This window comes from Kitasatospora sp. NPDC054768 (genome assembly GCF_053612025.1).
Genome location: NZ_JBSHBN010000156.1, coordinates 1 through 22,220 on the forward strand (window position 1 = coordinate 1; position 22,220 = coordinate 22,220).

General features: G+C 75.6%; 20 protein-coding genes, 2 tRNA genes and 1 riboswitch. Of the genes, 14 read left to right on the top strand and 8 right to left on the bottom strand.

All coding sequences use genetic code 11. The features are described from left to right. The coding region (locus tag ACWGKU_RS33020) for an NPCBM/NEW2 domain-containing protein (protein WP_452191670.1) at positions 1-891 on the top strand (891 nt) is incomplete at its 5' end. 142 nt (positions 892-1,033) lie between these two features. On the opposite strand, the gene ACWGKU_RS33025 is transcribed toward ACWGKU_RS33020, so the two are convergent. From ACWGKU_RS33025 to ACWGKU_RS33035, 3 genes are all read right to left on the bottom strand, one after another. Next, positions 1,034-1,738: a DsbA family oxidoreductase gene (locus tag ACWGKU_RS33025; RefSeq protein WP_401053114.1), complete on the bottom strand. Its 705-nt coding sequence runs from the start codon at positions 1,736-1,738 to the stop codon at positions 1,034-1,036. Positions 1,739-1,836: 98 nt separating this feature from the next. Continuing rightward, positions 1,837-2,358 (bottom strand): universal stress protein, encoded by a 522-nt coding sequence (locus ACWGKU_RS33030; protein WP_452179232.1) that lies wholly within the window; start codon positions 2,356-2,358, stop codon positions 1,837-1,839. A 186-nt stretch (positions 2,359-2,544) separates the two neighbouring features. After that, entirely contained in the window at positions 2,545-4,680 is a 2,136-nt protein-coding gene (locus ACWGKU_RS33035; protein ID WP_452179231.1) for an asparagine synthase-related protein, read from the bottom strand. 820 nt (positions 4,681-5,500) lie between these two features. On the opposite strand from ACWGKU_RS33035, the gene ACWGKU_RS33040 reads away from it, so the two are divergent. From ACWGKU_RS33040 to ACWGKU_RS33075, 8 genes are all read left to right on the top strand, one after another. Then, positions 5,501-6,928, top strand: a complete 1,428-nt coding sequence (locus ACWGKU_RS33040) for an MFS transporter (protein WP_359913997.1) — start codon at positions 5,501-5,503, stop codon at positions 6,926-6,928. Between the two features lie 79 nt (positions 6,929-7,007). Next, positions 7,008-7,069: transfer RNA gene (locus ACWGKU_RS33045), tRNA-Ser, on the top strand. Between the two features lie 296 nt (positions 7,070-7,365). Next, positions 7,366-8,943 carry a TROVE domain-containing protein gene (locus ACWGKU_RS33050; protein WP_452179230.1) on the top strand — a complete coding sequence of 526 codons (1,578 nt, stop codon included), beginning with the start codon at positions 7,366-7,368 and terminating at the stop codon, positions 8,941-8,943. Positions 8,944-9,202: 259 nt separating this feature from the next. Further along, positions 9,203-10,033 (top strand): tRNA (guanosine(46)-N7)-methyltransferase TrmB, encoded by an 831-nt coding sequence (gene trmB, locus ACWGKU_RS33055; protein ID WP_452179229.1) that lies wholly within the window; start codon positions 9,203-9,205, stop codon positions 10,031-10,033. A gap of 115 nt (positions 10,034-10,148) precedes the next feature. Then, a complete protein-coding gene (locus ACWGKU_RS33060; RefSeq protein WP_452179234.1) occupies positions 10,149-11,576 on the top strand; it encodes a PrsW family intramembrane metalloprotease in 1,428 nt (475 codons plus the stop codon). After that, positions 11,538-11,611, top strand: a tRNA-Met gene (locus tag ACWGKU_RS33065). The genes ACWGKU_RS33060 and ACWGKU_RS33065 overlap by 39 nt, the downstream gene beginning before the upstream one ends. 192 nt (positions 11,612-11,803) lie before the next feature. Continuing rightward, on the top strand, positions 11,804-12,592 hold the full coding sequence (locus ACWGKU_RS33070; protein WP_359913985.1) for a hypothetical protein: 789 nt from the start codon (positions 11,804-11,806) through the stop codon (positions 12,590-12,592). A gap of 462 nt (positions 12,593-13,054) precedes the next feature. Beyond that, positions 13,055-14,260, top strand: a complete 1,206-nt coding sequence (locus tag ACWGKU_RS33075) for a hypothetical protein (protein WP_452179228.1) — start codon at positions 13,055-13,057, stop codon at positions 14,258-14,260. Here the strand turns inward: ACWGKU_RS33075 and ACWGKU_RS33080 are convergent. From ACWGKU_RS33080 to ACWGKU_RS33095, 4 genes are all read right to left on the bottom strand, one after another. Continuing rightward, the gene (locus ACWGKU_RS33080) at positions 14,250-14,711 is read right to left on the bottom strand and encodes a GNAT family N-acetyltransferase (protein ID WP_401049671.1); all 462 of its coding nucleotides are present in this window, start codon (positions 14,709-14,711) and stop codon (positions 14,250-14,252) included. The genes ACWGKU_RS33075 and ACWGKU_RS33080 overlap by 11 nt on opposite strands. 36 nt (positions 14,712-14,747) lie before the next feature. Continuing rightward, a complete protein-coding gene (locus tag ACWGKU_RS33085) occupies positions 14,748-15,494 on the bottom strand; it encodes a hypothetical protein (RefSeq protein ID WP_401049669.1) in 747 nt (248 codons plus the stop codon). Between the two features lie 94 nt (positions 15,495-15,588). Continuing rightward, complete coding sequence (locus ACWGKU_RS33090) at positions 15,589-16,329, bottom strand: sensor domain-containing protein (RefSeq protein ID WP_401049667.1); 741 nt, start codon at positions 16,327-16,329, stop codon at positions 15,589-15,591. A gap of 191 nt (positions 16,330-16,520) precedes the next feature. Next, positions 16,521-17,111: a GNAT family N-acetyltransferase gene (locus ACWGKU_RS33095; protein WP_401048836.1), complete on the bottom strand. Its 591-nt coding sequence runs from the start codon at positions 17,109-17,111 to the stop codon at positions 16,521-16,523. A 42-nt stretch (positions 17,112-17,153) separates the two neighbouring features. Between ACWGKU_RS33095 and ACWGKU_RS33100 the strand changes: the two genes are divergently transcribed. After that, positions 17,154-18,029, top strand: coding sequence for a hypothetical protein (locus ACWGKU_RS33100; protein ID WP_359913968.1), 876 nt, complete (start codon positions 17,154-17,156; stop codon positions 18,027-18,029). A 122-nt stretch (positions 18,030-18,151) separates the two neighbouring features. Here ACWGKU_RS33100 and ACWGKU_RS33105 read toward each other — a convergent pair whose 3' ends face one another. Further along, the gene (locus ACWGKU_RS33105) at positions 18,152-19,000 is read right to left on the bottom strand and encodes a M23 family metallopeptidase (RefSeq protein WP_359897907.1); all 849 of its coding nucleotides are present in this window, start codon (positions 18,998-19,000) and stop codon (positions 18,152-18,154) included. A gap of 12 nt (positions 19,001-19,012) precedes the next feature. Then, a riboswitch (cyclic di-AMP (ydaO/yuaA leader) is annotated at positions 19,013-19,171 on the bottom strand. A 209-nt stretch (positions 19,172-19,380) separates the two neighbouring features. Here ACWGKU_RS33105 and ACWGKU_RS33110 point away from each other — a divergent pair. The 4 genes from ACWGKU_RS33110 to ACWGKU_RS33125 all read left to right on the top strand — a co-directional run. Then, the gene (locus ACWGKU_RS33110) at positions 19,381-19,671 is read left to right on the top strand and encodes a YiaA/YiaB family inner membrane protein (protein WP_359897908.1); all 291 of its coding nucleotides are present in this window, start codon (positions 19,381-19,383) and stop codon (positions 19,669-19,671) included. Between the two features lie 130 nt (positions 19,672-19,801). Next, positions 19,802-20,629: an alpha/beta fold hydrolase gene (locus tag ACWGKU_RS33115; RefSeq protein WP_452179227.1), complete on the top strand. Its 828-nt coding sequence runs from the start codon at positions 19,802-19,804 to the stop codon at positions 20,627-20,629. Between the two features lie 80 nt (positions 20,630-20,709). Then, entirely contained in the window at positions 20,710-21,276 is a 567-nt protein-coding gene (locus ACWGKU_RS33120) for a TetR/AcrR family transcriptional regulator (protein WP_380547341.1), read from the top strand. 197 nt (positions 21,277-21,473) lie between these two features. Continuing rightward, the coding region (locus ACWGKU_RS33125) for a GAF domain-containing protein (RefSeq protein ID WP_452191672.1) at positions 21,474-22,220 on the top strand (747 nt) is incomplete at its 3' end.

Consider the following 22,220-nt stretch of genomic DNA (forward strand, 5'->3'; position numbering starts at 1 on the left):
GCCGTCGCGGTGGCCGCGGCCGCCGTCGCCGCGTACGGGCTCACCGGCGCGCCCGAGCCGGCGCCCCCGGCGGCCGCTCCCCCGGCGCCCAGCGCCCCGGTCGCCGTCGCTCCGGCGCCGCCCCCGGCCGCGCCCCCCGCGGCCCCGGCCCCGGCTCCGGCGCCCGGCGCCGCCGATCCGGCCCCGGAGGCGCCCGCGGCGAGCCCCGCGGCCCAGCTGGCCGCCACCTCCCGGACTCCGCAGCCCGCCACCACCGGGGCGCCGGAGCCGGTCACGCCCGCGCCCAGCAGCTCGAAGGCGCCGAAGCCGACCTTCACTCCCCCGGTCGTGCCCGTGCCGACCCTGCCTCCGCTGCCCACGCCCGACGTCCCGGTGGTGCCGACGCCCACCCTGCCGCCGGTGCCGACCCCGACCGTCCCCACGCCGGTGCCGCCCGTCCTCAGTGACTTCTGGGGCAACTCGCTGCCGGTGCTCAAGCCCGGCAACAACCGGGTGCCGCCGCCCGAGCCGAGCATCCGGCAGAAGGGCAGCGACAACTTCTGGCAGCGTGACGGCGGCTGGATCGGCGGCGACTACCACCCGCACGCGATCACCGTGCACGCCCCGGCGACCACCGTGATCGACCTCAACCGCAGCTGCGCGTCCTTCGACGCGATGGCCGGGGTGGACGACGCCACGCTCTCGCCGGGCAGGGTCGTCTTCTCCGTCCAGGGCGGCGACGGGAGCACCCTGTGGAGCTCCCGCGCGCTGGCCGTCGGCGACGACGCGGTGCCGGTGCACGTGCCGCTGGCCGGGCAGAAGTCGGTCAAGCTGGTGGTCACGCCGGTGAGCGGGATCTGGTCGGCGCTGAACGTCGCGGACTGGGCCCAGGCCCGCTTCCGGTGCTCGTGACGGGCTCGCGCTCCGGTCGGGCCTCCGGGTGGTCTTCCGGTCGGGTCTCCGGTCGGTCATGACGGAGGCCCGCTCCAGGAGTCCTGGAGCGGGCCTCGGGTCCGCGGTGCCGTGCGCCCGGTCGGCGCCGGACGGCCGGGCGTCAGATGGCGCAGGAGCCGTCCGCGCAGGCCTCCCCGGCCGGGGCGACCTGCACCGGGGCGGGACGGCGCTCGCCGATCTCGGTGGCGACCTGGTCCAGCACCTTGCGGAAGGTCTCGGCGTCCTGGCCACCCTGGACGGCCCACTTGCCCTCGAAGACGAAGGTCGGCACGGCGTTGATGCCCAGCTCGCGGCCCTCGGCCAGCTGGGCGTCGACCTCGGCGACGCCCTCGTCGCCCGCCAGGTAGGCGGTCACCCGGTCCCGGTCCAGGCCGGCCGCCACGGCGACGTCGGTCAGCGCGGCGCGGTCACCGACGTCGACGCCGTCGGTGAAGTGCGCCTTCAGCAGCGCCTCCTTCAGCCGCCCCTGGACGGCCGGACCGTACTCGACCTCGGCGAGGTGCAGCAGCCGGTGGCCCAGGAGGGTGTTGGCGTGCAGCGCGGCGTCGAAGTCGTACGTGATGCCCTCGGCGAGGCCCAGCTCGGCCACCCGCGCGTCCATCGCCACCGACTGCGGGCCGTAGCGCTCGGCCAGCCAGGCGCGGTGCGGGCTCGCGGTCGCGGGAGCGTCCGGGACCAGCTGGTACGGGCGGTAGACGACCTCGACCTGCTCCTTGCCCGGGAAGTCCGCCAGGGCCTGCTCGAAACGGCGCTTGCCGATGTAGCACCAGGGGCAAGCGATGTCGCTCCAGATCTCGACCTTCATTGCGGGGGGCTCCAGGGGGCGTCTTGGCGAATGTGTACAAGATGGGTGAACGATGAACCATCTCGGCGCATTCCCGGCGGCCCGGTCCGTGGAGCGGATCACACCGCGGGCGGCGCCGGGACCACCAGCACCGGGCAGGCCGCGTGGTGCACCACCGCCGAACTCACCGAGCCCATCAGCAGCCGGGCGAAGCCGCCGTTGCCCCGGGTGCCGATCACCAGCGTGTGCTGCCGGGTCGCCGCCTCCAGCAGCACCTCGATCACGCTGCCCAGCACCACGTGCAGCGACAGCTCCTCCGCGTACGGTGCGGGGCGCTGGCGCTGCACGGCGGCCACCGAGCGGCGCAGCCCGTCCGCCATGCTCTCGACCAGCGTCTCCACGCTCTCCTGCACCAGCTCCGCCATCCCCGGCGGGTAGCCGGCCGGCGCCGGGTTCACCACGGCGAGCACGTACAGCGGCAGCCCGAACAGCTCGGCCTCCGTCATCGCCCGGTCGAGTGCCCACAGCGACCCGTCCGAGCCGTCGCACGCCGCCAGCACCCCCGGCGGCCGCCCCGTCGGCGGCCGGCCGAGCACCGACAGCACGACGGGCACCTCCCGCCCCGCGCTCCCACCGGCCACCGCGCACCCTCCTCGCCCCGGACCCACACCCCCGCCATCATCACCGCCGCCCCGACCCGGCCCCGGCAACCGCGCCGCAGGGCGGGGTGCGGGGGCGGGCTCACGGTCGTGGGCGGACCGGCGGGAGTCGTCGGAGCGGGCTCCACAGGCTCAGGAGGCCCCACAGGCTCATACGGCCCGACAGGCTCAGGAGGTGAGGGCGGGCCGGCGGGGGCTGGGCAGGCCGGTCCAGCAGGCGCCGTGGCGGCGGGCGCGGACCCGGCGGAGCCAGAGTTCGGTGGAGACGAGGTCGGCGAGGCCGGCGAGGTCCGCGGGGGAGAGGGGGGTGGCGGGGTCGGCCGAGTGGGCGAGGCGGGCGCGGACGGCGGGGAGGTCGATGAGGCCGGCTTCGGCGAGCAGCGGGGCGTCGAAGAGTTCGGCGAGGCCGTCGGCGGCGAGGCGCAGGCCCGCGCGGGCGGGGGCGGTGCGGTCGGGGCGGGGGCCGCGGCCCCAGTCGGGGGGCAGGTCGGTGCGTCCGGCGCCGGTGAGGACGGCGTGCAGGAGGGCGTGCCGGGCGCCGGGCTGGAGGCGGACGTCGTCGGGCAGCAGCCGGGCGGCGCGCACCACCTGGTTGTCGAGGAAGGGCGCGTGCAGCCGCTGGCCGGGCTGTTCGGCGGCGTGCACGAGCGTGCGGAACCCGCGCGCCTGCCGGTAGAGGGCGTGTCGGGCCCGGTACGCGCCGGGGTGTTCCTCGGGCGCCGGTTTGCGCGCCGCCAGGCGGAGCCGCAGCGCCACCGAGGAGAGCGCCTCGTCGGAGAGCCAGCGGGCGGCCGGGCCGGGCACGCACCAGGCGAGGTCGACGGCCGAACGGGCCCCCGCCGTGCCGCCGCCGTCCGGGACGTGGCGGGCGGTCAGCTTGGCGGCCGCCTCGTCCAGCGCCTCGGCGTAGCGGACCCGGGAGAGCCGGTGCGCGGCCCGGAGCACGGTGAGCGGGGTGCGCAGCGTGCCGGTGAGGACGCCCGCGGCCGCCCGGTCGACGCCGGCCAGGGCGACGACCGGGGGCAGGAGTTCGCGCGGCCGCCCGGCCCGGACGAGGTCGGCGAGCCGGGCCGGGTGTCCGTCCAGGACCTGGCGGGCGCCGTAGCCGGTGAGGTGGTCGGTGCCGCCGGCGTCGAAGCGGGCCTCGGCCCGGGCGGCGGCGACGAGTTCGGGCCCGGGCTCGTCGGTGAGCCGGCCCGCCCGGGGGTCGGCTCCCGGCCCGGCGTACGGGAGGGTGTCCGGGCCGGGGTCGAGCACGGTGTGCCGCAGCCGCGGGGTGTCGGGGGCGAGCGCGAGGCCGGCCGGGGGCCCGGTCTCGCCGAGCGTGACGGCGGCCAACCGCTCGGGGGCGGCGGCCTCCCGGGCGGCGGCGCGGGCCCAGGAGCCCTTGACCGCGCCGCTCCTGGCCCCGGCGGTGGCCGCCCGGGCCGCCGCGGTGGCCGCGGGCACCGGCGGCAGCGGGACGGCGGCGGCGAGCAGGGCGACGGTCGCGGAGGCCGTCCCGTACGAGAGGTCGACGCCGAGCCGGGCCCGTCCGACCGGGTCGGGGACCGGCGTGGTGGTGCGGACCCGGGAGCGGACGGACTCCAGCAGGGCGCGGGTGAGTTCGCGGACGGCGGGCGCCTCGTCGCGCGGCTGCTCGGCGCCGGCCGGGTCGTCGTAGCCGGACAGGTACGGGCGGCCGCCGCGGATGCCGAGCACGTGGCCGGGCGGCACCCGCTGGACGCCCAGGTACGGGGTGTCGGCGCCGAGCGCCTCGGGGGACTCCGGGCAGGCGAGCCGGGCGGCGAGGTGGCCGGTGTCCAGCGGGGCGCCGACCAGGTCGGCGAGCGGCAGGGCGGCGGTGGCGTACGCGGTGCCGCCGGCCCACGGGGTGTGGAAGACGGGCCGGGCGCCGGCGAGGTCGGTGAGCAGCAGGGTGGAGCGGGGGCCGGAGCGCAGCACGACGGTGTAGCTGCCGGGCCAGGCGGTGAGGTGGCGGACGGCGCCGCCGCGGGCGGCGGCGAGGCCGGCGGCGAGCTCGGCGTCGGTGGCTCCGCAGTGGCCGAGGACGGCGAGCCGGGTGGTGGCGGGGGTGTCCTCGATCCGGTCGGGCTCGGTGGGGCCGGTGCTGACCACGGCGGGGGCGCCGGGGCGGTGGGTGACCAGGCGGATCTCCGCGGGGCGCCAGTCGCCCACGGCCCAGAGCGGGTCGGGCCCGGACCACAGCGGGCGGGCGGCGATCGGCTCGACCCCGCCGCGCAGTTCGTGCGCCGGGGTGCCCGCGCTCGGCGCACCCGTGCACCAGCCCGTCAGCCACCGCATCGCGCCTCCACCGGACGAGGACCTGCATCCGTGCGGCGCGTTCGCCGCCCGCCGGGCGGCCGGGTGGTGTTGCCGTGGCGGCCCGGGCGCGTCCCGGCGGGTCCTCGCAGCTCGGACGCGCCGTCAGGAGACATCGTGCCACCGCGGGGCGTCGCCGTGGCCGGTGTTCCGGGGTTCCGCCTCCGTTCGGACCGGCCGTTCGACGGGCCGCCGGGGCCGTGCGAGCGGGCACCGATGCGCGCGCGGGCCCGCTCCCGGCCGGAGCTCCGTCCGGTGCGCGATCACTGCGCGTGGGCAAGTTCCGTCCACCGGAAGGGAGTTCGATCCGTCCAGCACTCCGGGGAGCGGGCGGGCCGGGCCTCCCCCTCCCCGGCCCGGACCGCCGGCGAAACGCCTTTGACATGGGCATCGCGAGATGGCCGAAAGGCGTCGCCCGGCCCGGGAGGGCATCCGCATGCCCTCCCGGACTTCACCACCACCCGCGGGGATTGAGGCGGCGGCGTCCCCCGGCCCGCCGGGTCCTCGACGGCAGGCCGACCCACGACCACCAGCGAATCGCCGACCAGCCGGTCGGGCCAGGGGGCACGGCCGGGCGCACGCGTACACGGGACCGGAGCACGACGCTCCGGCGCGCGGCGCGGTCGGCCGGATCCGAGCGGTCCGGACCAACTCCGGTGCGGCACGGCCGAGTGCGCGATCCCGCCATCCGGAATGCGACCTCTTAACCGTCGGAACGCGTCCGACTACGCTAGGTACAGCAGCTACGGCCCGGTGCCGCCCGGGCCCCGCGCACAAGGCCGCAGGAGGTGCAGCCGCCACCATGACCGTCAGCCCACGTGGACCGAACGAACGGCTCGGCACGCTCCTGACCCTCGCCCAGATCAGCAACGCCGGACTGGCCCGCCGGGTCAACGACCTCGGCGCCCAACGCGGGCTGACCCTGCGGTACGACAAGACCTCGGTGGCCCGCTGGGTCAGCAAGGGCATGGTGCCGCAGGGGCCCGTCCCGCACCTGATCGCCACCGCGATCGGCGGCAAGCTCGGCCGGCCCGTCCCACTGGAGGAGATCGGCCTGGGCGACACCGACCCGGCGCCCGAACTCGGCCTGGCCTTCCCCCGCGAGGTCGCCGACGCGGTCCGCTCGGCGACCGACCTGTGGCGGGTCGACCTCGACCTGCGCCGGGGCCCCGGCGGCGGCCGCTGGAGCGACAGCCTGGCCGGCACCTTCTCGGTCGCCGCCTACGCGACCCCCGTCTCCCGCTGGCTGATCACCCCCGCCGACGGCTCGGTGGCCCGCGAGGTGCCGCGCTCCCCCACCGACACCTCCTCCTACCGGGTCGGCCACTCGGACGCCGCCAAGCTCCGCGAGGCCGCCCAGGAGGCCCGTCGCTGGGACTCCAAGTACGGCGGTGGCGACTGGCGTTCGTCGATGGTGCCGGAGTGCCTGCGCGTGGAGGCGGCGCCGCTGCTGCTCGCCTCGTACAGCGACGCGGTCGGCCGGGCGCTGTTCGGCGCGACCGCCGAACTGACCAGGCTGGCCGGCTGGATGGCCTTCGACACCGGGCAGCACGAGGCCGCCCAGCGCTACTACATCCAGGCGCTGCGGCTCGCCCGGGCCGCCGCCGACGTCCCGCTCGGCGGCTACGTGCTGGCCTCGATGAGCCTCCAGGCGGGCTACCGGGGCTTCGCCGAGGAGGCCGTCGACCTCGCCCAGGCCGCGCTGGAGCGCAACCGGGGCCTGGCCACCGCCCGCACCATGAGCTTCTTCCACCTGGTGGAGGCCCGGGCCCAGGCCAAGGCCCGCAACGCGGCGGCGTGTGCGACGGCGCTCGGCGCGGCGGAGAGCGCGCTCGAACGGGCGCGCGCCGGGGATCCCGATCCGGCGTGGATGGACTTCTACGCCTACGACCGGCTCGCCGCCGACGCCGCCGAGTGCTTCCGCGACCTCGGAGTGCCCTCCAAGGTCCGGCAGTTCACCCGCGAGGCGCTGGCCACGCCCACCGAGGGCTTCGTCCGCTCGCACGGCCTGCGGCTGGTGGTCTCGGCCATGGCCGAGGCGGAGGCGGGCGACCTGGACGCCGCGGTCGCCGCCGGCGAGCGCGCCGTCGAGGTGGCCGGCCGGATCTCCTCGCAGCGCAGCCGGGAGTACGTGGTGGAGATGCTGCGGCGGCTGGAGCCCTTCCAGGGGGAACGCCGGGTGCGGGAGCTGACCGAGCGGGCCCGGGCGGTGATCGTCGCTCCGGCGTGAGCGGACGGGACGGCGCTCCGGCGGTAAATGGAGTGCGGTGACGGGAGGGGCCTGGCTAGGGTTTCTCCTGTCCAGGTGCGCAGGCAGAGGTTACTTCCACTCTTAATGGGCGTGTCGCGGGTTCGAGTCCCGCCGCCGGTACTCGCCGGTGTAGCTCAGTCGGTAGAGCAGCTGTGTCACCTCAGCCGCCTTCGATCTCTGGACACCTACACGTGAATAGTTCGTCCGCACCTCCCGGTGCGACGGCAGCGGTTACTTCTTGGTGAGGCGCCCCCAGGGCGCTGCGGTTCGAGCCCGCGCAACACCGCCGCCACCTTTGATCTCGGGAGGCAGCTCTTCGTGGTGCCCGGGTCCGCGTCAGCCATGACGGCCCCGGGCACCGCTGCCGCAGCATGCCTCCCTCCCACTGACACCAGCACGCCGAGGGGGGCTTCCGCATGTCCAGGTTCAACTTCCGCAGGGCCAAGACCGGTCCGAGTTCGCCGGTGGCCACCACCGGCGAGCGCACCGTCAACCACAACGGCGGCCCCGGCTTCGTCCGGGACCACAAGTCCGAGCTCTTCCTGCTGGCGATCGCCAACATGGTCGGCCAGGACACCTTCCACGAGCGCGGCGGCGAGCGCGACGACCGCTACACCGCGCTGGTGCGCGAACTCGCCGTCGCCGAGCCGGAGTGGACCGTCGGACTGCTGCGCTGGCTGCGCTACGGCGCCCACATGCGCACCGCCGCCCTGGTCGGCGCCGCCGAGTTCACCCGCGCCCGGCTGGACGCGGGCGCCCACGGCCACTCCCGGCAGGCCGTCGCGGCGGTGCTGCGGCGCGCCGACGAGCCGGGCGAGCTGCTCGCCTACTGGACCTCGCGCTACGGCCGGGCGCTGCCCAAGCCGCTCAAGCGCGGGGTCGCGGACGCCGTCCGGCACCTGTACGACGCCCGCTCGCTGCTCAAGTACGACACGGCGGGCAAGGGCTACCGCTTCGGCGACGTGATCGAGCTGACCCACCCCTCGCCGGACCCGGCGAAGGAGTGGCAGGGTGCCCTGTTCGCGTACGCGCTGGACCGCAGGCACCGCCCGGACGAGGCCGTCCCGCCGGCCGCCGACCGGATGCTGACCGCCAACCGCGAGCTGCTGGCGCTGCCCGTCGAGGAGCGCCGGGCGGCGGTGACCGCCGAGGGCGGCGCCGCGCGGCTGGCCGCCGCCGGGCTGACCTGGGAGGCGCTGGCGGGCTGGCTGCAGGGGCCGCTGGACGCGGACGCCTGGGAGGCGGTCATCCCGTCGATGGGCCCGATGGCGCTGGTCCGGAACCTGCGCAACTTCGACCGGGCCGGGGTCTCGGACGCCGTCGCGGCCGAGGTGGCCCGGCGGATCTCCGACAAGGGCGAGGTGCGGCGCTCGCGCCAGTTCCCGTTCCGCTACCTGGCCGCGCACCGCAACGTGCCCTCGCTGCGCTGGGGGCACGCGCTGGAGACGGCGCTCGGTCACTCGCTGGCCAATGTGCCCGAACTGCCGGGCCGGACGCTGATCCTGGTGGACCGCTCCGGTTCGATGTTCGACCGCTCCGGCGGGCCGACCGAGCTCAACCGGGCGGACTCGGCGGCGATCTTCGGCACCGCGCTGAAGGTCCGGGCCGCCGAGGCGGACCTGGTCGAGTTCGGCACCTCCAGCCAGGTGGTCGACGTCGGCCGGGGCGAGGCGGTACTGCGTGTGCTGGCACGTTTCTCCAACCTCGGCGGCACCAACACCGCCGACGCCGTCCGCACCCACTACCGCGGCCACGACCGGGTGGTGATCGTCACCGACGAGCAGACCGGCCCCGGCCACTGGGGCGGCGACCCCCTCGCCGCCGTCCCGGCCCACGTGCCCGTCTACACCTGGAACCTGGCCGGCTACGCCCCGGGCCACGGCCCCAGCGGCGGCGCCCACCGGCACACCTTCGGTGGCCTGGGCGACGCGGCCTTCCGACTGATCCCGCTCCTGGAATCCGGGGCGAACGCCGGCTGGCCCTGGGAGGAGTAGCGGATCAGCGGGACGGTCCGGGCCGGGGAGCCCGCGCCGACCTGGCCCGGCCGCGGCAGTGAGGGGACGGCCGTGGCGGGAGCCGGCGTCGGTCGGGGGGCAGACGCCGGGAGGAAGGGGAAGGAGCCGTCACGGGGGTGCGGCTCCTTCCCCGTTCCCCGGCCGCCGACGGGTGGGCCGGGCGCCGGCCGGGCCGGTGGATGAGCCCGGTCACAGGCCCGGCCGGGGAGCCCCGACAGCCCCGTAGACTCGGGTGATTGTGACTGCCACCGCCCCGATCCCCCAGCCCTCGCCGTCCGCCCGGATGTCCGCCGCGCCGGCCGCCTACCCCGCGCCGATGTACCCGCACAAGGCCACCGAGGCCCAGCACCGCGAGCGTCGCATCCGCAGCTTCCAGCCGCGCCGGGGCCGGATGACCAACGCCCAGGCGAGCGCCCTGGACCGGAGCTGGGAGACGTACGGCATCCCCATCGACGGCACCCCGCTGGACCCGCGGGAGCTGTTCGACGGCCTGCCGGTGACCCTGGAGATCGGCTTCGGCATGGGCGAGACCACCGCCGCGATGGCCGCCGCCGACCCGGCCATGGGCATCCTCGCCGCCGACGTGCACACCCCCGGCCACGGCAACCTGCTCGGCCTGCTGGAGCGGGACGGCTCCCACAACGTCCGGACCGCCGCCGGCGACGCGGTGATCCTGCTGCGCGACATGCTCCCGGACGCCTCGCTGGCCGGTCTGCGGGTCTACTTCGCCGACCCGTGGCCCAAGCCGAAGCACCACAAGCGCCGGCTGGTCCAGCCCTCGTTCCTCGACCTGGTGCTGCCCCGGCTCGCCCCCGGCGCGCTGGTGCACTGCGCCACCGACTGGGAGCCGTACGCGGAGCAGATGCTGGCCGTGCTGTCCGCCTCGCCGGAGCTGGAGAACCTGCACCCCGAGGGCGACGGGACCGGCTGGCTGGAGCCCGGGGACCACCCGGACGGCAGCATTCCGGGCTACGCCCCGAGGCCGGACTGGCGTCCGGTCACCAAGTTCGAACGGGCCGGGATCGCCAAGGGGCACGTCGTCCACGACCTGCTGTTCCGCCGCCGCTGACCCTCCGGCACCGTTCGAACGGGCGGCCGCGCGGCGGCCGGACGGGCGGGCCCGGGAGGGACGGTTCGTCCCGGCTCCTCCCGGCGGGCCGCCGCCGTGGCCTACCCTGTGCCGCATGGGCAGCCCGTCCGGCGGCGGGTTCCGGACGGGCGGTCGCACGACGGTTCGAGCAGCCGCCGACGCACCGGAGACGGTCCCGAGCACCGGCGACACCCGGACCATTCCGGGGCCCCGGAGGCACCGGGCGCATCGCCTGCTGCCCCGGCCGGGTACCGCCGCCGTGCCGCTCCCGGTCGTCGACCAATTCCTCCGCGCCGGCACCACCGCCCCCGGGGCCCCGCCGGGCCGCAGCCGCTCGGTGGCGCTCTCCTCGGTCACCGCGACCGCCGTCCTGACCCTGATCGGCTGCGGGGTGCTGATCCTGCACCTGGTCCAGCGGCAGACCGGCACCGTCGGACTGCTGGTCGGCCTGGGCCTGGCGGTGGTGCCGCTGCCGTTCGTGCTCGGCGGTCTGGCCTGGCTCAACCTCACCGCCCGGGTTCCGCTGCGGCACACCGTGTTCTGCCTCGGCTGGGGCGCCTGCGCGGCCACCACCGTCGCCATCCTGGCCAACAACTGGACGGCGAGCTACCTGACCCGGCACCGGGGCCCGTTCGGGGAACTGCTCGGCGCCGGGATCGCCACCCCGGTGATCGAGGAGACCGCCAAGGCCACCGCCCTGCTGGTGCTCCTGCTCCCGCTCGGCCAGCGGCTGCGCTGCCGCGGCCGCCGCACCGGACGCCCCTGCGCGCCGCTGCTGCGCCGGTCGCCCGCGCCCCGGAGCCCCCGCCGGCACCCGCGCCACCCGGTCGGGCCGCACGCCCGCGGCCGGCCGCGCCTGCGCCCGTACCTGCGGCCGTTGCCGTACCTGCGCCCGGCCCCGCCCTCCGGGGCGCCGCACCACCGTTCCCGGCCGCGCACCCTGGCCGCCGGGGTGGTGCTCGGCGGGATGGCCGCCTGCGGCTTCGCGTTCACCGAGAACGCCCTCTACCTGGGTCGGGCCTTCAGCAGCGACCAGCGGCAGCGGCTGGACAGCATCGGCCTCGGCGACCCGCCCAGCCTGCGTGACTTCGACAGCACCGTGCAGACCTTCGTGCTGCGCGCCCTGCTCTCGCCCTTCGCCCACCCGCTGTTCACCGCGCTCACCGGGATCGGCCTGGCCGTCGCCCTCACCACCGCGCGGCGCTGGCTGGCCCGGCTGGCGGTGCCGGCCGGGCTGCTGCTGGCGATGGCGCTGCACGGCACCTGGAACGCCGCCGCCGACCTCGGCACGGACGGCTTCCTGGTGGTGTACGGGGCGCTGATGGTGCCCTGCTTCGCCGCGCTGGTCGCCTTCGCGGCCTGGGCGAGGTGTCGTGCGGCCCGGCACCCGGCACCCGGCACCCGGTCGGCGGCGGGTCGCCAGGGCGCCCTGAAGAACCGATTTCCCATATCGGCGACTTCCCCGTATTGTTGTGTTCACCGACGCGGGGTGGAGCAGCTCGGTAGCTCGCTGGGCTCATAACCCAGAGGTCGCAGGTTCAAATCCTGTCCCCGCTACTCAGTAGCCGAAAGGCCCGGAGGATTCGTCCTCCGGGCCTTTCGCGTTCCCGGGTACGAACGAAAGACGGTCCTGCCACGAACCTGTAACAGCGGCCGGTCCCACGATCACCTGTCAGGGTCCTGAACCATACTGAGGAAAAATTCATCTCATTGGGGGGCTGTTCGGGCCACCCGGACAGGAAGAACCACATGCTGTCGAAGCGACTGGTCAGCACCGCCGCGATCTGCCTCGTCCTGGCGGCCGGCACCGCGGCGTGCGGCAGCACCAAGAGCGACGGGACGGGCGGCGACGCCAAGGCGGGTGCCGCGCAGAAGCTCGACACCGACAAGCTCAGCGCCCAGGACATCGCGAAGCAGGCCAAGGACGCCCTGGCCTCCGCGAGCTCCCTCAAGATGGTCGGCACCGTCGACACCGGCGAGGGCAGCATGGAGCTGAACCTGGCGCTGGACAACAAGAGCCAGTGCACCGGCACCATGGCGATGCCCGGCATGGGCAAGTTCGAGATCATCAGCGACGGCAAGACCTCGTACGTCAAGCCGGACAAGGACTTCTGGACCAACGTGGGCGGCCCGAACGGTGCCAAGGCCGCCGAGCTGTTCAAGGGCCGCTACCTGACGGGCTTCGAGAGCGACCCGTCGATGGGCTCCCTGATCAGCGTCTGCAACCTCGCCGAGTTCAGCAAGAAGATCACCGCGGACAAGAGCGGCAACGACAAGGTGGAGAAGGGCTCCGCGGGCGACGTCAACGGCGTGAAGACCTTCAGCCTGAAGGTCGCCGACTCCAAGGGCGAGGTCACGACCATGCAGATCGCCACCGAGGGCAAGCCCTACCCGGTGCGGGTCGAGCACTCGGGCGCCAAGGACGGCAACGGCAAGATCGACTTCAGCGACTTCGACAAGCCGCTGACCATCCAGGCCCCGTCGGCCGACAACACGGTCGACTTCACCAAGCTCCAGGACCAGCTCAAGACCGCCTGAGCAGCGGATCCGGGCGCGCCCCGCACGGCCGGCACCGGGGCCGGGCGGGGCTCCGCGAAATAATCCGTTGCCCTCCGTCCGGCGGGCTGCCTATCGTGGCAGCACACTGAAAGGAGGTGATCCTGAGTTGAGTTCCATCAGGATGCGTGAGGTGGCTGCTCGCTAGAGCCGCCCCTGCCTGCGCAGGATGAGGCCCCTGGCCTCCGGCAGGCGAAATCCACAGCAGTCACCCGGCCCGCGGTCTCACCGGTACATCCCCGGTGCCTCGGCGCCCGGCCAGTGCACGGGCCGGCGCGGAGGAGCAGTCCGCGGGCCGTCTGCGTTCCCGGGGAGCTTCCGGCACGATTCCGGAGGCTCCCCGCGCCGTGTCCGGGGCAGCGGCCGGACGTTTCCGCGCGGGGGCGCGGCGCTAGAGTCGGCGCGCGTTCCGGAGCGGAGCGACGCGGACACAGGGGGTGGGCGATGGCGAAGGCACGACGGCCGGGCGGCGGCGGGGCGACGCTACGGACGGCGCAGTGGGGCGCCACCGGGGTGCTGGCCGGGACGGGACTGCTCGGACTGCTGCTGTTCGCGCTCGGCCGGGAGCACGCCTGGCAGGTGCTCGGCGGCGGGCTGGTGGTGATCGGGGCCTCGGTGGTGCTCGGCGGCGGGCTGGGCTTCCTGTTCGGGGTGCCCCGGGTGCGCGGCGGGGCCGCTGCCGGCGAGCCGCAGGGCTCGTACGCGCCGAACACCAATCTGGAGCAGGTCTCGGACTGGCTGACCAAGGTGCTGCTGGGCGTCGGGCTGACCCAGCTCGGCTCGCTCGGCGAGCGGCTGCACGACCTCGGCGCGGCGCTGGCGCCCGCGCTCGGCGGCGGCCGGGACGTGGCACCGTTCGCGGCGGCGCTGGTGCTGTACTTCCTGGTCTTCGGGTTCCTGGCCGGCTGGCTGGTGACCCGGCTGGCACTGCCGCAGGCGCTGACCGAGACCGACCGGGCGCTGGACCTCTTCCTCGCCGGGCAGGACCGCGACCGGCACGGCGACAAGGTGGGCGCGGACGACCTGCGGGTCCGCGCGATGCAGCGGCTCGGGCTGCTGGGCGGCAGCGCGGAGCGCCCGGCCGCGCTGGCCGGGCAGCTGCCGCCCTCCTCCGGCGCGCCGGCCGGGCCGGAGGGCGTGGTGGCGGAGGTCCGCTCGACCGCGCGGCGTTCGGCGCTGACCGCCGACCAGGTGCGGGCCCTCTTCGCGGACGGCTCCGAGGGGCGGCGGATCCAGGCGCTCGCGCTGATGCAGGGCGATCCGGCGCTGGCGGACCTGCCGAGCGTGCTGGACGCGATCGAGCGCCCGCGCTCGGGCTTCGAGCAGTACCACGCGCTGCTGGCCGCCCGGGGGCTGCTCTCCCGGCTGCCCGCCGCCGGGGAGCAGCGGCTGCGGGACGCGGTGGCGACGCAGCTGGTCGACCCGCGGGGCATTCCGTACGGGTCGGACCGCAGTTGGCTGGCGGAGAAGATCCTCTCCCGGCTCCCGGCGCCGGCTCTCGTGCCGGAGCGGCCGGCACCGGCCGGGCCGCGGGCCGCCCCGGTGGTGCCGGCCCAGCCGGCCCAGCCGGACGGACAGGACGGACCGGGCGGACCGGGCGGGCAGGGCGGGCAGGGCGGACCGCCGGCCGAGGGGACCTCTAGCCGGTGAACTCCGGGACGGTGAAGCGCAGTTCGGGACGCTCCCAGGTGATCCTCCCGCGCGCGGGGCAGGTGCCGACGCGTTCGGCACCCACCCGCAGGTAGAAGCGCTCGGCGGGCGGGTTGGAGACGACCCGCACGACGGCGATCCCGGCTCCGCGGGCGAGTTCCAGCATGTGCGCGATCAGGGCGCGGCCGGCGCCGAGCCCCTGGGCCTCGTCGGCGACGAACATCAGGTCCAGTTCGGCCGGTTCGCGGATCAGCCCGTAGAAGCCCAGCAGCCGGCCGGTGGCCGGGTCGGCGGCGAGGAACACCTCGTGGCGGGCGATGTACTCGGGCGTCACCCGGTAGCCCTCGATCATCGGCGCGTACTCGCCGTGATAGGCGGAGGAGGCCTGGATCAGTTCGGTGAGCCGGTCGGCGTCGGTCTCGTCGGCGCGCCGGATCGTCGTGTCGGTCATGCGGGCGAGTATAGGAGTGGCCCCCGACAGTGACCATTACATGACCGGTGGCCGGAGCGCCCGGCGGCGGTGGTCGGCGGCCCGCAGCACCAGGACCCGCCGGGGTCGGCCGCCCACCGGCCCGGGGTAGCGGCGGACCTCGCTGCCGATCCGGCGCTCGCCGAGCGCGTACCGCAGCGGGCCGAGGTGGCCGCAGCGCCGGCCGTACCCGTCGTGCAGCGGCTGGACCCGGACCTCGCCGTCCGGGGAGGTGACCCGGACCAGCTCGGTCAACGCCTCCAACTGGCTTTCGGGGCCGAAGAGTTCGGGGTACGCGAAGAGCAGGTAGCCGCTCAGGGTGAGGGCGAAGGCGCCGTCCGCGAAGGGCAGCCGGGGCAGCGCGGCGGCCACGTACTGCTGCGGGTGGGCGGCCGAGTCGGCGGCGAACAGCAGGCGGGCGCGGTCCCAGCTGCGCAGGTAGCGCTCGGCGCGGTACGGGCGGGGCGAGGGGTAGAGCTGCGGGCGGGTGGCCATCGCGGCGGCCATCGCCGCCCGGGCGGCCACCGCGGCGGTCGCGACCGCCGGCAGCGGCAGCGCGTACGCCGGATCGACGGCGATCACCCGGCAGCCCAGCCCGCGCGCCTCGGCGGCCAGGCCGGCCGCGCCGCCGGGGCAGTCCAGCACCGGGCCGGGCAGGACGGCGAGCCGGGCCCGGGTGAGGCCGAACAGGGCGCAGTACTCGTCCAGCGGCCGGGAGGTGACCAGGACGCCCGGGGGAACGGCGGGAATGCCGACGGCGGCCACCCGGCCATCCGAACACGCGGCGGCCCCACCCGCATCCGGAGGCGTCCGGGGTGCGGGCGGGGCGCGGGCGGGGTCCTCGGCCGGGGCCGGCCGGTCAGCGGCCGAGCAGGCCCTGGGCGGCGACCCGGTTGACGTTGGTCAGGCCGCGGACCAGCTGCGTGGTGAGGAGGATCAGCAGCACGCCGAGGAGCGAGAGCCCGGCGATCTGCCAGGGCGACTGGACGTCGTACACGTGCCGGACGCCGTCGCTGTCGTGGAAGTCGAACAACCGGTACCCCTTCCAGGAGGTGTACGTCGGGAAGACCCAGTGGTACACGGGGTAGAGCGCCAGCGCCCAGCCGAGCACCAGGAACACCAGCGTCACCGCGAAGCTGAGCACCGCCCAGGGGAACATCACCACCTGGTACAGCACGGCCTTCCAGCCGGCCCCGTCCGCGAGCCGCGCGGTGACCGCGCCCCAGCTGCCCTGGCGGACCCGGCGCACCGGCGCCGGGCCGGGGACGTCCAGGGCCAGCATGCCGCGCACCCGGGCCCGCTCCAGCCGGCCGAAGCCGCGGGCGACGCTGGTCAGGGCGCCCAGCACGGGCAGGCCGATGACGGTGACGAGGGTGCCGAGGCCGAGGCAGAACAGGGTGATCGACACGACGAAGCCGACGATCGCCACCGGCAGGCCGCTGAGCGCGTAGCCGACCTCGCGGTAGTAGTACGCCGAGAACGGCGCCCGCCACACGGCCGGCCGCCGCTCGGTCCGGCGGACCCGGGCCGGGCGCGGGTCGTCACCGTGACCGCCCAGGACGTCCCACTCCCGGTCCTCCATGCTGCGGCTGCTGCTCATGCTCCCGGCCCCCGGCCCCTCGTACTGTCGGTCGTTCGTCCCGCTGACAGGCTCCAGTCTGGTGGACGCGCCGGCCGGCCGGGATCCGGAGGCCTGGCGGATCCGGGGTGGGGTTAACCCCCCTCCACCGGGCGGCCGCTGGAGGGGGGTGAGCCGGTGGGGGGTCGAGCGGTGGTCCGTGGCCCGGGCGGTCAGCCGGTCGTCCGGCCCCGCGGGCCCGCCCCCGGCCACTCGTCGGCGAGCAGCGCGTAGAGGAACGAGTCGGACCAGACGCCGTCCTTGAACGCGTCGTGCCGCAGCCGGCCCTCCAGCCGGAAGCCCAGCCAGGTGAGCACCTTCACGGAGGCGTCGTTGTCCACGGCGACCCGGGCGGCCAGCCGGTGCAGGTCCAGGGCGCCGAAGGCGAAGTCGCAGAGCAGGCCGACGGTCTCGCCCGCGTAGCCGCGGCCCCAGGACCCGCGGGCCAGCACGCACCCGAGCTGAGCGGCGCGGTGCCCGTCCAGGGTGAGCGAGGCCTGCCCGATCGGCGTCGCGTCCGCCGGCTCCTCGGCGTCGGCGAGCCTGGTGACGGCGAGGCGGTAGGTGTCCCGCTCCTCGGCCATCGCCTCCTCCAGGTAGAGCTCGATCTGGTCGGCGCAGTCCTCCCGGCCGCTCGGCCCGAAGGGCAGGTGGCGGGTGACCTCCGGGTCGCCGAACAGCGCGTGCAGCGCGTCCACGTCGTCCTCGGTGAGGTGGTACTCGCGGACGGCCAGTCGCGGGCCGGTGAGTCGTACGGGGACCATGGCTGCCGACCCTATCCCCGCCCGGCGGCTACCGTTCGGACTATGAACGACGAAGACCTGCGGCTCGCCCCCCGCACCAAGGCCGCCGACCTGCTCGCCTGGGCGGCCGGGCAGGACCGCGCGCCGGTGGCCGAGGCGCCGCTGCGCGCGGTGCTGGCGCTGCTGGAGCTGGGCGACGGCAGGATGCACGACGGCTGGCCGGAACTGACCTCCGACGCGGTGGAGCACCTGCTGTACGAGCGGCTCCACCTGTACGTCCAACCCGCTCCCGAGGAGGACCCGCTCGCCTACGGCGACGCCGTCCGGCTGCTGATCGACCACCAGCGGGCGGCCCGGCGGCTGAACGCCAAGCGCCAGGAGCGGCTGCACGAGGAGGCCGAGTGGCAGGGCGAGGTCGCGGCCGGGCTGCTGCGCCGCGCCGACCTGGTGACCTGGCCCCGGCTGTACGCGGTGCTGCTGCACGCGTACGGGGTGGACGTCACGGACGGGGCGGCGGTGCGGGACTGGCTGGCCGGCTTCGCGGAGCTCGCGGAGGAGGACCGGCTGGCCGCGTACGAGGCGCTGGTGCCGGCCGGCTGGCTGGACGAGCCGGACGAGCAGGGCTGGGGCCCGGGCCGGGTGCTGTCGGTCGGCATGGCCACGGACGGCGCCCGGCGGCTGCTGGAGCAGGGCCTGATGCGGCGCAGCTACCGCAACCTGGCCGAGCTGACCGCGCAGGGGCGGCCGATGCCGGACGAACTGGCCGGGGACTTCGGGCAGTTCGAGGAGGCGGCGGTCGACGCGGCGCTCGACCTGTTCGGCGGGTGGACGGTGCCGGGGCTGCCCCGGCTGCTGGTGACGGAGTTCCCGGAGCTGGCGCCGGAGCCGGGCCAGGAGGAGATCGAGGCGTACCTGGCGCAGCTGCCCGCCGAGGAGTGAGACCTCGCACGAAGGCCCCGGCCCGGAGCCGCTGCTCCGGGCCGGGGCCTTCTCGCGTGCGCGTCGGGTTTCTCGCGCGGGTGCGCGGGCCTCTCGCGGGTGCGTCGGGTTTCTCGCGCGGGTCAGGGGTTGAGGCCGCGCTGCTGGAGCCAGGGCTCCGGGTCGACCGGGGCGCCGCCGCCGGGGCGGACCTCCATGTGCAGGTGCGGCCCGGTGACGTTGCCGGTCGCGCCGACCTTGCCGATCTGCTGGCCGGGGGCGACCTTGCCGGAGCCCTTGGTGATCGAGGAGAGGTGGCAGTACCAGATCTCGGTGCCGTCGGGCAGGGTCTCGACGATCCGGTAGCCGTACGAGCCGGCCCAGCCGGCCGAGGTGATGGTGCCCTGGCCGAGCGCGTAGACCGGGGTGCCGGTGTCGGCGGCGAAGTCCAGGCCGGTGTGCAGGTTGGCCCAGTAGCGGGCGCTCTGGCCGTAGTGGGCGGAGAGCCGGTAGTCCTTCACCGGGAGGGTGAGGGCGGCGGCCTTGACCCGCTCGGCCTCCTCGGCGGCGCGCTTGGCCTCGGCCTCCTTGGCGACGGCCTTGGCCTCCGCCTCCTGCGCGGCCTGGAGCCGGGCGGTCTCCTCGGCGGCGGTGCGCTGGCTGTCGGCCTGGTGCTGGATGCGGGCGGCGAGCGCGAGTCCGGGGTCGGCGGAGAGGGCGACCGGGGTCTCGTCCGGGGCCTCGACGGCGGGGGCGGCGGCCGGGGTCGCCGAGGCGAAGCCGGTGGCGCCCAGGGTGGCGGCGACGGCGGTGACGCCGAGCAGTGGGGAGGCTCCGCGGGTCTGACGCGGCATCCGGTGGCGGTTGGTCTCGACCTCCGCGGGGAAGTCCTCCGGGCCGAAGGCCTCGGGGCCGTCCGTGCCGGGGTGGTCGAGGAGCTGGGTACCGGCTGCGAAGCCGGCCGGGTGTGCCGGGGTGTGCGTCGACGCCACGGAGGCGCGCTCCTTTCCTTCCTTCGCGCCTACCGGGTTAGCTGACGGGTTCGGAGCAGGAAGGTCTCCTACGGCTGGGCCGGGGCCCCGCCGATTCACCCCAAGGAACGTGGTTCCCCGGCTCCCTGACCTGCCCGGAGGCGGGTCGGCGGGATTAGGCGACGGCGCACGGTGCCGTCTGGGTACGGCGTTGACAACCGCGCTGCGTTATCAAACGTTAATCCTAGGAGGCTCTGATTCCAAGCCATCCGTTCGGAGCAGCCTAGGGCAAAGTGATCGGACGTCAACGAACGACACCGGCGAACACCCCCCTCGCGCACGGTCCCATCTGAGTACTCCTACTCATGTGCACCCCGGCCGGGCGGCCACATCCTGGCGCCATGAGCACATCGATGCAGACCCGCACCACGGCCGCGTACCACATCCAGGCCGTCCTCTCCTTCGCCCTGTCGGGCGTCGCCCTCGCCGTCGGGATCGCCTATCTGCCGGTCGGCGGATGGACCAGGGCCTTCCTCGGGATCGGCCTCCTCTACACCGTCACCTCGGCGTTCACGCTGGCGAAGGTGATCCGGGACCGGCAGGAGTCCAACGAGATGGTCACCCGGGTGGACCAGGCCAGGCTGGAGAAGCTGCTCAGCGAGCACGACCCGTTCAAGGTGGAGGGAGTCTGATCATCCCTTCCACTCCTTCCGCTCCACCCCTCACCCGGCCGTTCGCTTGACGGCTAAGGCTATTAGCCTTAGCTTTATGGCTATCGGCCCGCGCGCCGATGTCCCGCACCGGCGGCCCGAGGAGGACCCCATGAACGGCACCATCACCCCGAGCACCCAGCACCTGACCGTTCCCGGCGGCCGGATCGCCTTCGACGACACCCGGCAGGGCGACGGCACCCCCGTCGTCCTGCTCCCGGGCATGCTCGACAGCCGGGCCGCCTACCGGCACCTGCGTCCGCTGCTCGTCGCCGCCGGCCACCGCGTCGTCACCGTGGACCTGCGGGGCTTCGGCGAGTCCTCCGTCGAGTGGGACGACTACGGCCCGGCCGCCATCGCCGGCGACGTCCTCGCCCTGCTCGACCACCTCGGCATCGAGCGCGCCGTCCTCGCCGGGAACTCCTACACCGGGGCGACCGTCGTCAGGGCCGCCGGGGACGCGCCCGAGCGGGTCGCCGGGATCGTCCTGCTCAACGCCTTCGTCGAGAACCCGCCGCCGGGCGCCCTGATGCGCGGCGTCATGGGCCTGATGGGCGCCGCCCTCGTCCACTGGCCGGCCTCCTGGGGCTTCTACCTGCGCCGGATGGCCTTCCCGGGCGCCAAGCCCGCCGACTTCGACGCGTACGTGGACGGACTGGTCGCCGCGCTGCGCACCCCGGGGCGGAAGACCGCCACCCGCGGGTACGTCCACGGCGACTCGGCGCCGGTCGGCTGGACGGCCGCGGTGCGGTGCCCGGCGCTGGTGGTCATGGGCAGCAAGGACCCCGACTTCCCGAAGCCGGAGCTCGTCGCCGACCGGCAGGCCGCCGCGCTCGGCGCGCGCAAGGTGATGATCGAGGGGTCCGGGCACTACCCGATGGCCGACAACCCGACGGCCACCGCCGACGCCCTGCTGCCGTTCCTCGCCGAGCTCGGCTGAGCCCCGCCCGTCCCCACCGCCCGCTCCTGCCCGACCCCGCCCGATCCACCCGACGTCATCCGTACGGAGAGCCCGAACCCATGCCCCGCGTAGGACTGACCCCCGACCAGGTCGTCGACCACGCCCTCGCCCTCATCGACGAGCAGGGCGCCGAGGCCCTCACGCTGGCCTCCGTCGCCGCCCGGGCCGGGGTCGCCACTCCCTCGCTGTACAAGCACGTCAGCGGCGGCCTCGCCGCACTGCGGCTGCTGATCGCCGTACGGGTCACCGGGGACCTGGCCGACCGGCTGGCCGAGGCGGCCGTCGGGCGCAGCGGGGACGACGCCGTCGCCGCCGTGCTGCGCGCCTACCACGCGTACGCCACCGCGCACCCGCACCGCTACAACGCCCTCCCCCAGGCCCCGCAGCCCGACGACGACCTGGCCCGCGCGGGCGCCCGGCTCGTCGGCGTGATCATCGCCGTCCTGCGGGAGTACGGCCTCGAAGGCTCCGAGGCGATCCACGCCGCCCGCACCGTCCGCTCCCTCGCCCACGGCTTCGCCTCCCTGACCACCGCCGGCGGCTTCCGGCTGGCCGAGGACCTCGCCACCACCCACGACCGCCTCATCGCCACCCTCACCACCGGCCTCCGCGCCTGGCCCGCGTAGGAGGCCGGCCCGCACGGACCCGGAGGGCGGCACCGCCCGCGCGCCGGACGTCGGCCGGGCCGACTTCCCGCGCCGGGCCGCGCCCGGACGACCGCCGGTGCGGACGGCCACCTCGCCGGTGCCGGTGCGACGGCCCGGTCCCCGTTCACCCCTTGAGGAACCATTCACCGCTTGGGGAAATGGGGTATTAAGGGTCAGTGCCCCTGGAGCCCGCCGACAGTCCGACCGCGCGCAGTGCGATGCGCTGCGTGCGCCTGCTGCTCGGCTGCACCAGCGCCGCCGAGTTGCTCGGCACCGTACTGGCCGAGGGCCCGAGCTGGATCACCGGCGAGGGGTCCGCGCTGTACCTGCTGGACTCCGCCGGGATGCTCCGGCTGACCGCCTCGCACGGGCTGCCGGACTGGGCGCACGAGCGCTACGGCGTGGTCGATCCGGCCGGGGAGCTGCCCGCCGCGATGGCCCTGCGGCTGCGGCGCCCGTACCTGCTCAGCCCCGAGCACACCAGCGTCGACTACCCGAACGCGAACGCCGGCCTGGGCACCGGGATGGTCGCCGTGATCGCCCTGCCGATGGTCGTGGACGAGCGGCCGATCGGGGTGCTCGCCCTCGCGCTGGCCCACCGGGGCACCGTCCCGCGCCGTGACCTGGACGTCCTGGAGACCGTCGCCGAGGCCTGCGCCCACCGGCTCTCGCACCTGCTGGACCATGCCGACGCCCATCTCCCGCACGGCACCCGCGCACCCTACGGCATCCGGTTGCCCGAGGGTCCGCGGGCGGCGGACGGCCACCCGGCCGGGCCGGCCCACCCGCTGCTGTCGCTGGCGGTGCGGGCCGCCGGGCACGGCGCCTTCGAGCGCGACCTGGTCACCGGCGAGAGCTACTGGGACGCCGAGGCGTTCCGGGTGCCCCCCCCCCCGGCCGCCCCGGACGCCGCCGCCCCCGAG

What these genes read in the sequence shown, in the direction of transcription:
- ACWGKU_RS33025 (WP_401053114.1), bottom strand. Translation starts at nt 1,738, where the DNA reads ATGAAGGTCGAGATCTGGAGCGACATCGCTTGCCCCTGGTGCTACATC.
- ACWGKU_RS33035 (WP_452179231.1), bottom strand. Translation starts at nt 4,680, where the DNA reads ATGCGGTGGCTGACGGGCTGGTGCACGGGTGCGCCGAGCGCGGGCACC.
- ACWGKU_RS33040 (WP_359913997.1), top strand. Translation starts at nt 5,501, where the DNA reads ATGACCGTCAGCCCACGTGGACCGAACGAACGGCTCGGCACGCTCCTG.
- ACWGKU_RS33050 (WP_452179230.1), top strand. Translation starts at nt 7,366, where the DNA reads ATGTCCAGGTTCAACTTCCGCAGGGCCAAGACCGGTCCGAGTTCGCCG.
- ACWGKU_RS33060 (WP_452179234.1), top strand. Translation starts at nt 10,149, where the DNA reads ATGGGCAGCCCGTCCGGCGGCGGGTTCCGGACGGGCGGTCGCACGACG.
- ACWGKU_RS33070 (WP_359913985.1), top strand. Translation starts at nt 11,804, where the DNA reads ATGCTGTCGAAGCGACTGGTCAGCACCGCCGCGATCTGCCTCGTCCTG.
- ACWGKU_RS33075 (WP_452179228.1), top strand. Translation starts at nt 13,055, where the DNA reads ATGGCGAAGGCACGACGGCCGGGCGGCGGCGGGGCGACGCTACGGACG.
- ACWGKU_RS33080 (WP_401049671.1), bottom strand. Translation starts at nt 14,711, where the DNA reads ATGACCGACACGACGATCCGGCGCGCCGACGAGACCGACGCCGACCGG.
- ACWGKU_RS33090 (WP_401049667.1), bottom strand. Translation starts at nt 16,329, where the DNA reads ATGAGCAGCAGCCGCAGCATGGAGGACCGGGAGTGGGACGTCCTGGGC.
- ACWGKU_RS33095 (WP_401048836.1), bottom strand. Translation starts at nt 17,111, where the DNA reads ATGGTCCCCGTACGACTCACCGGCCCGCGACTGGCCGTCCGCGAGTAC.
- ACWGKU_RS33100 (WP_359913968.1), top strand. Translation starts at nt 17,154, where the DNA reads ATGAACGACGAAGACCTGCGGCTCGCCCCCCGCACCAAGGCCGCCGAC.
- ACWGKU_RS33110 (WP_359897908.1), top strand. Translation starts at nt 19,381, where the DNA reads ATGAGCACATCGATGCAGACCCGCACCACGGCCGCGTACCACATCCAG.
- ACWGKU_RS33115 (WP_452179227.1), top strand. Translation starts at nt 19,802, where the DNA reads ATGAACGGCACCATCACCCCGAGCACCCAGCACCTGACCGTTCCCGGC.
- ACWGKU_RS33120 (WP_380547341.1), top strand. Translation starts at nt 20,710, where the DNA reads ATGCCCCGCGTAGGACTGACCCCCGACCAGGTCGTCGACCACGCCCTC.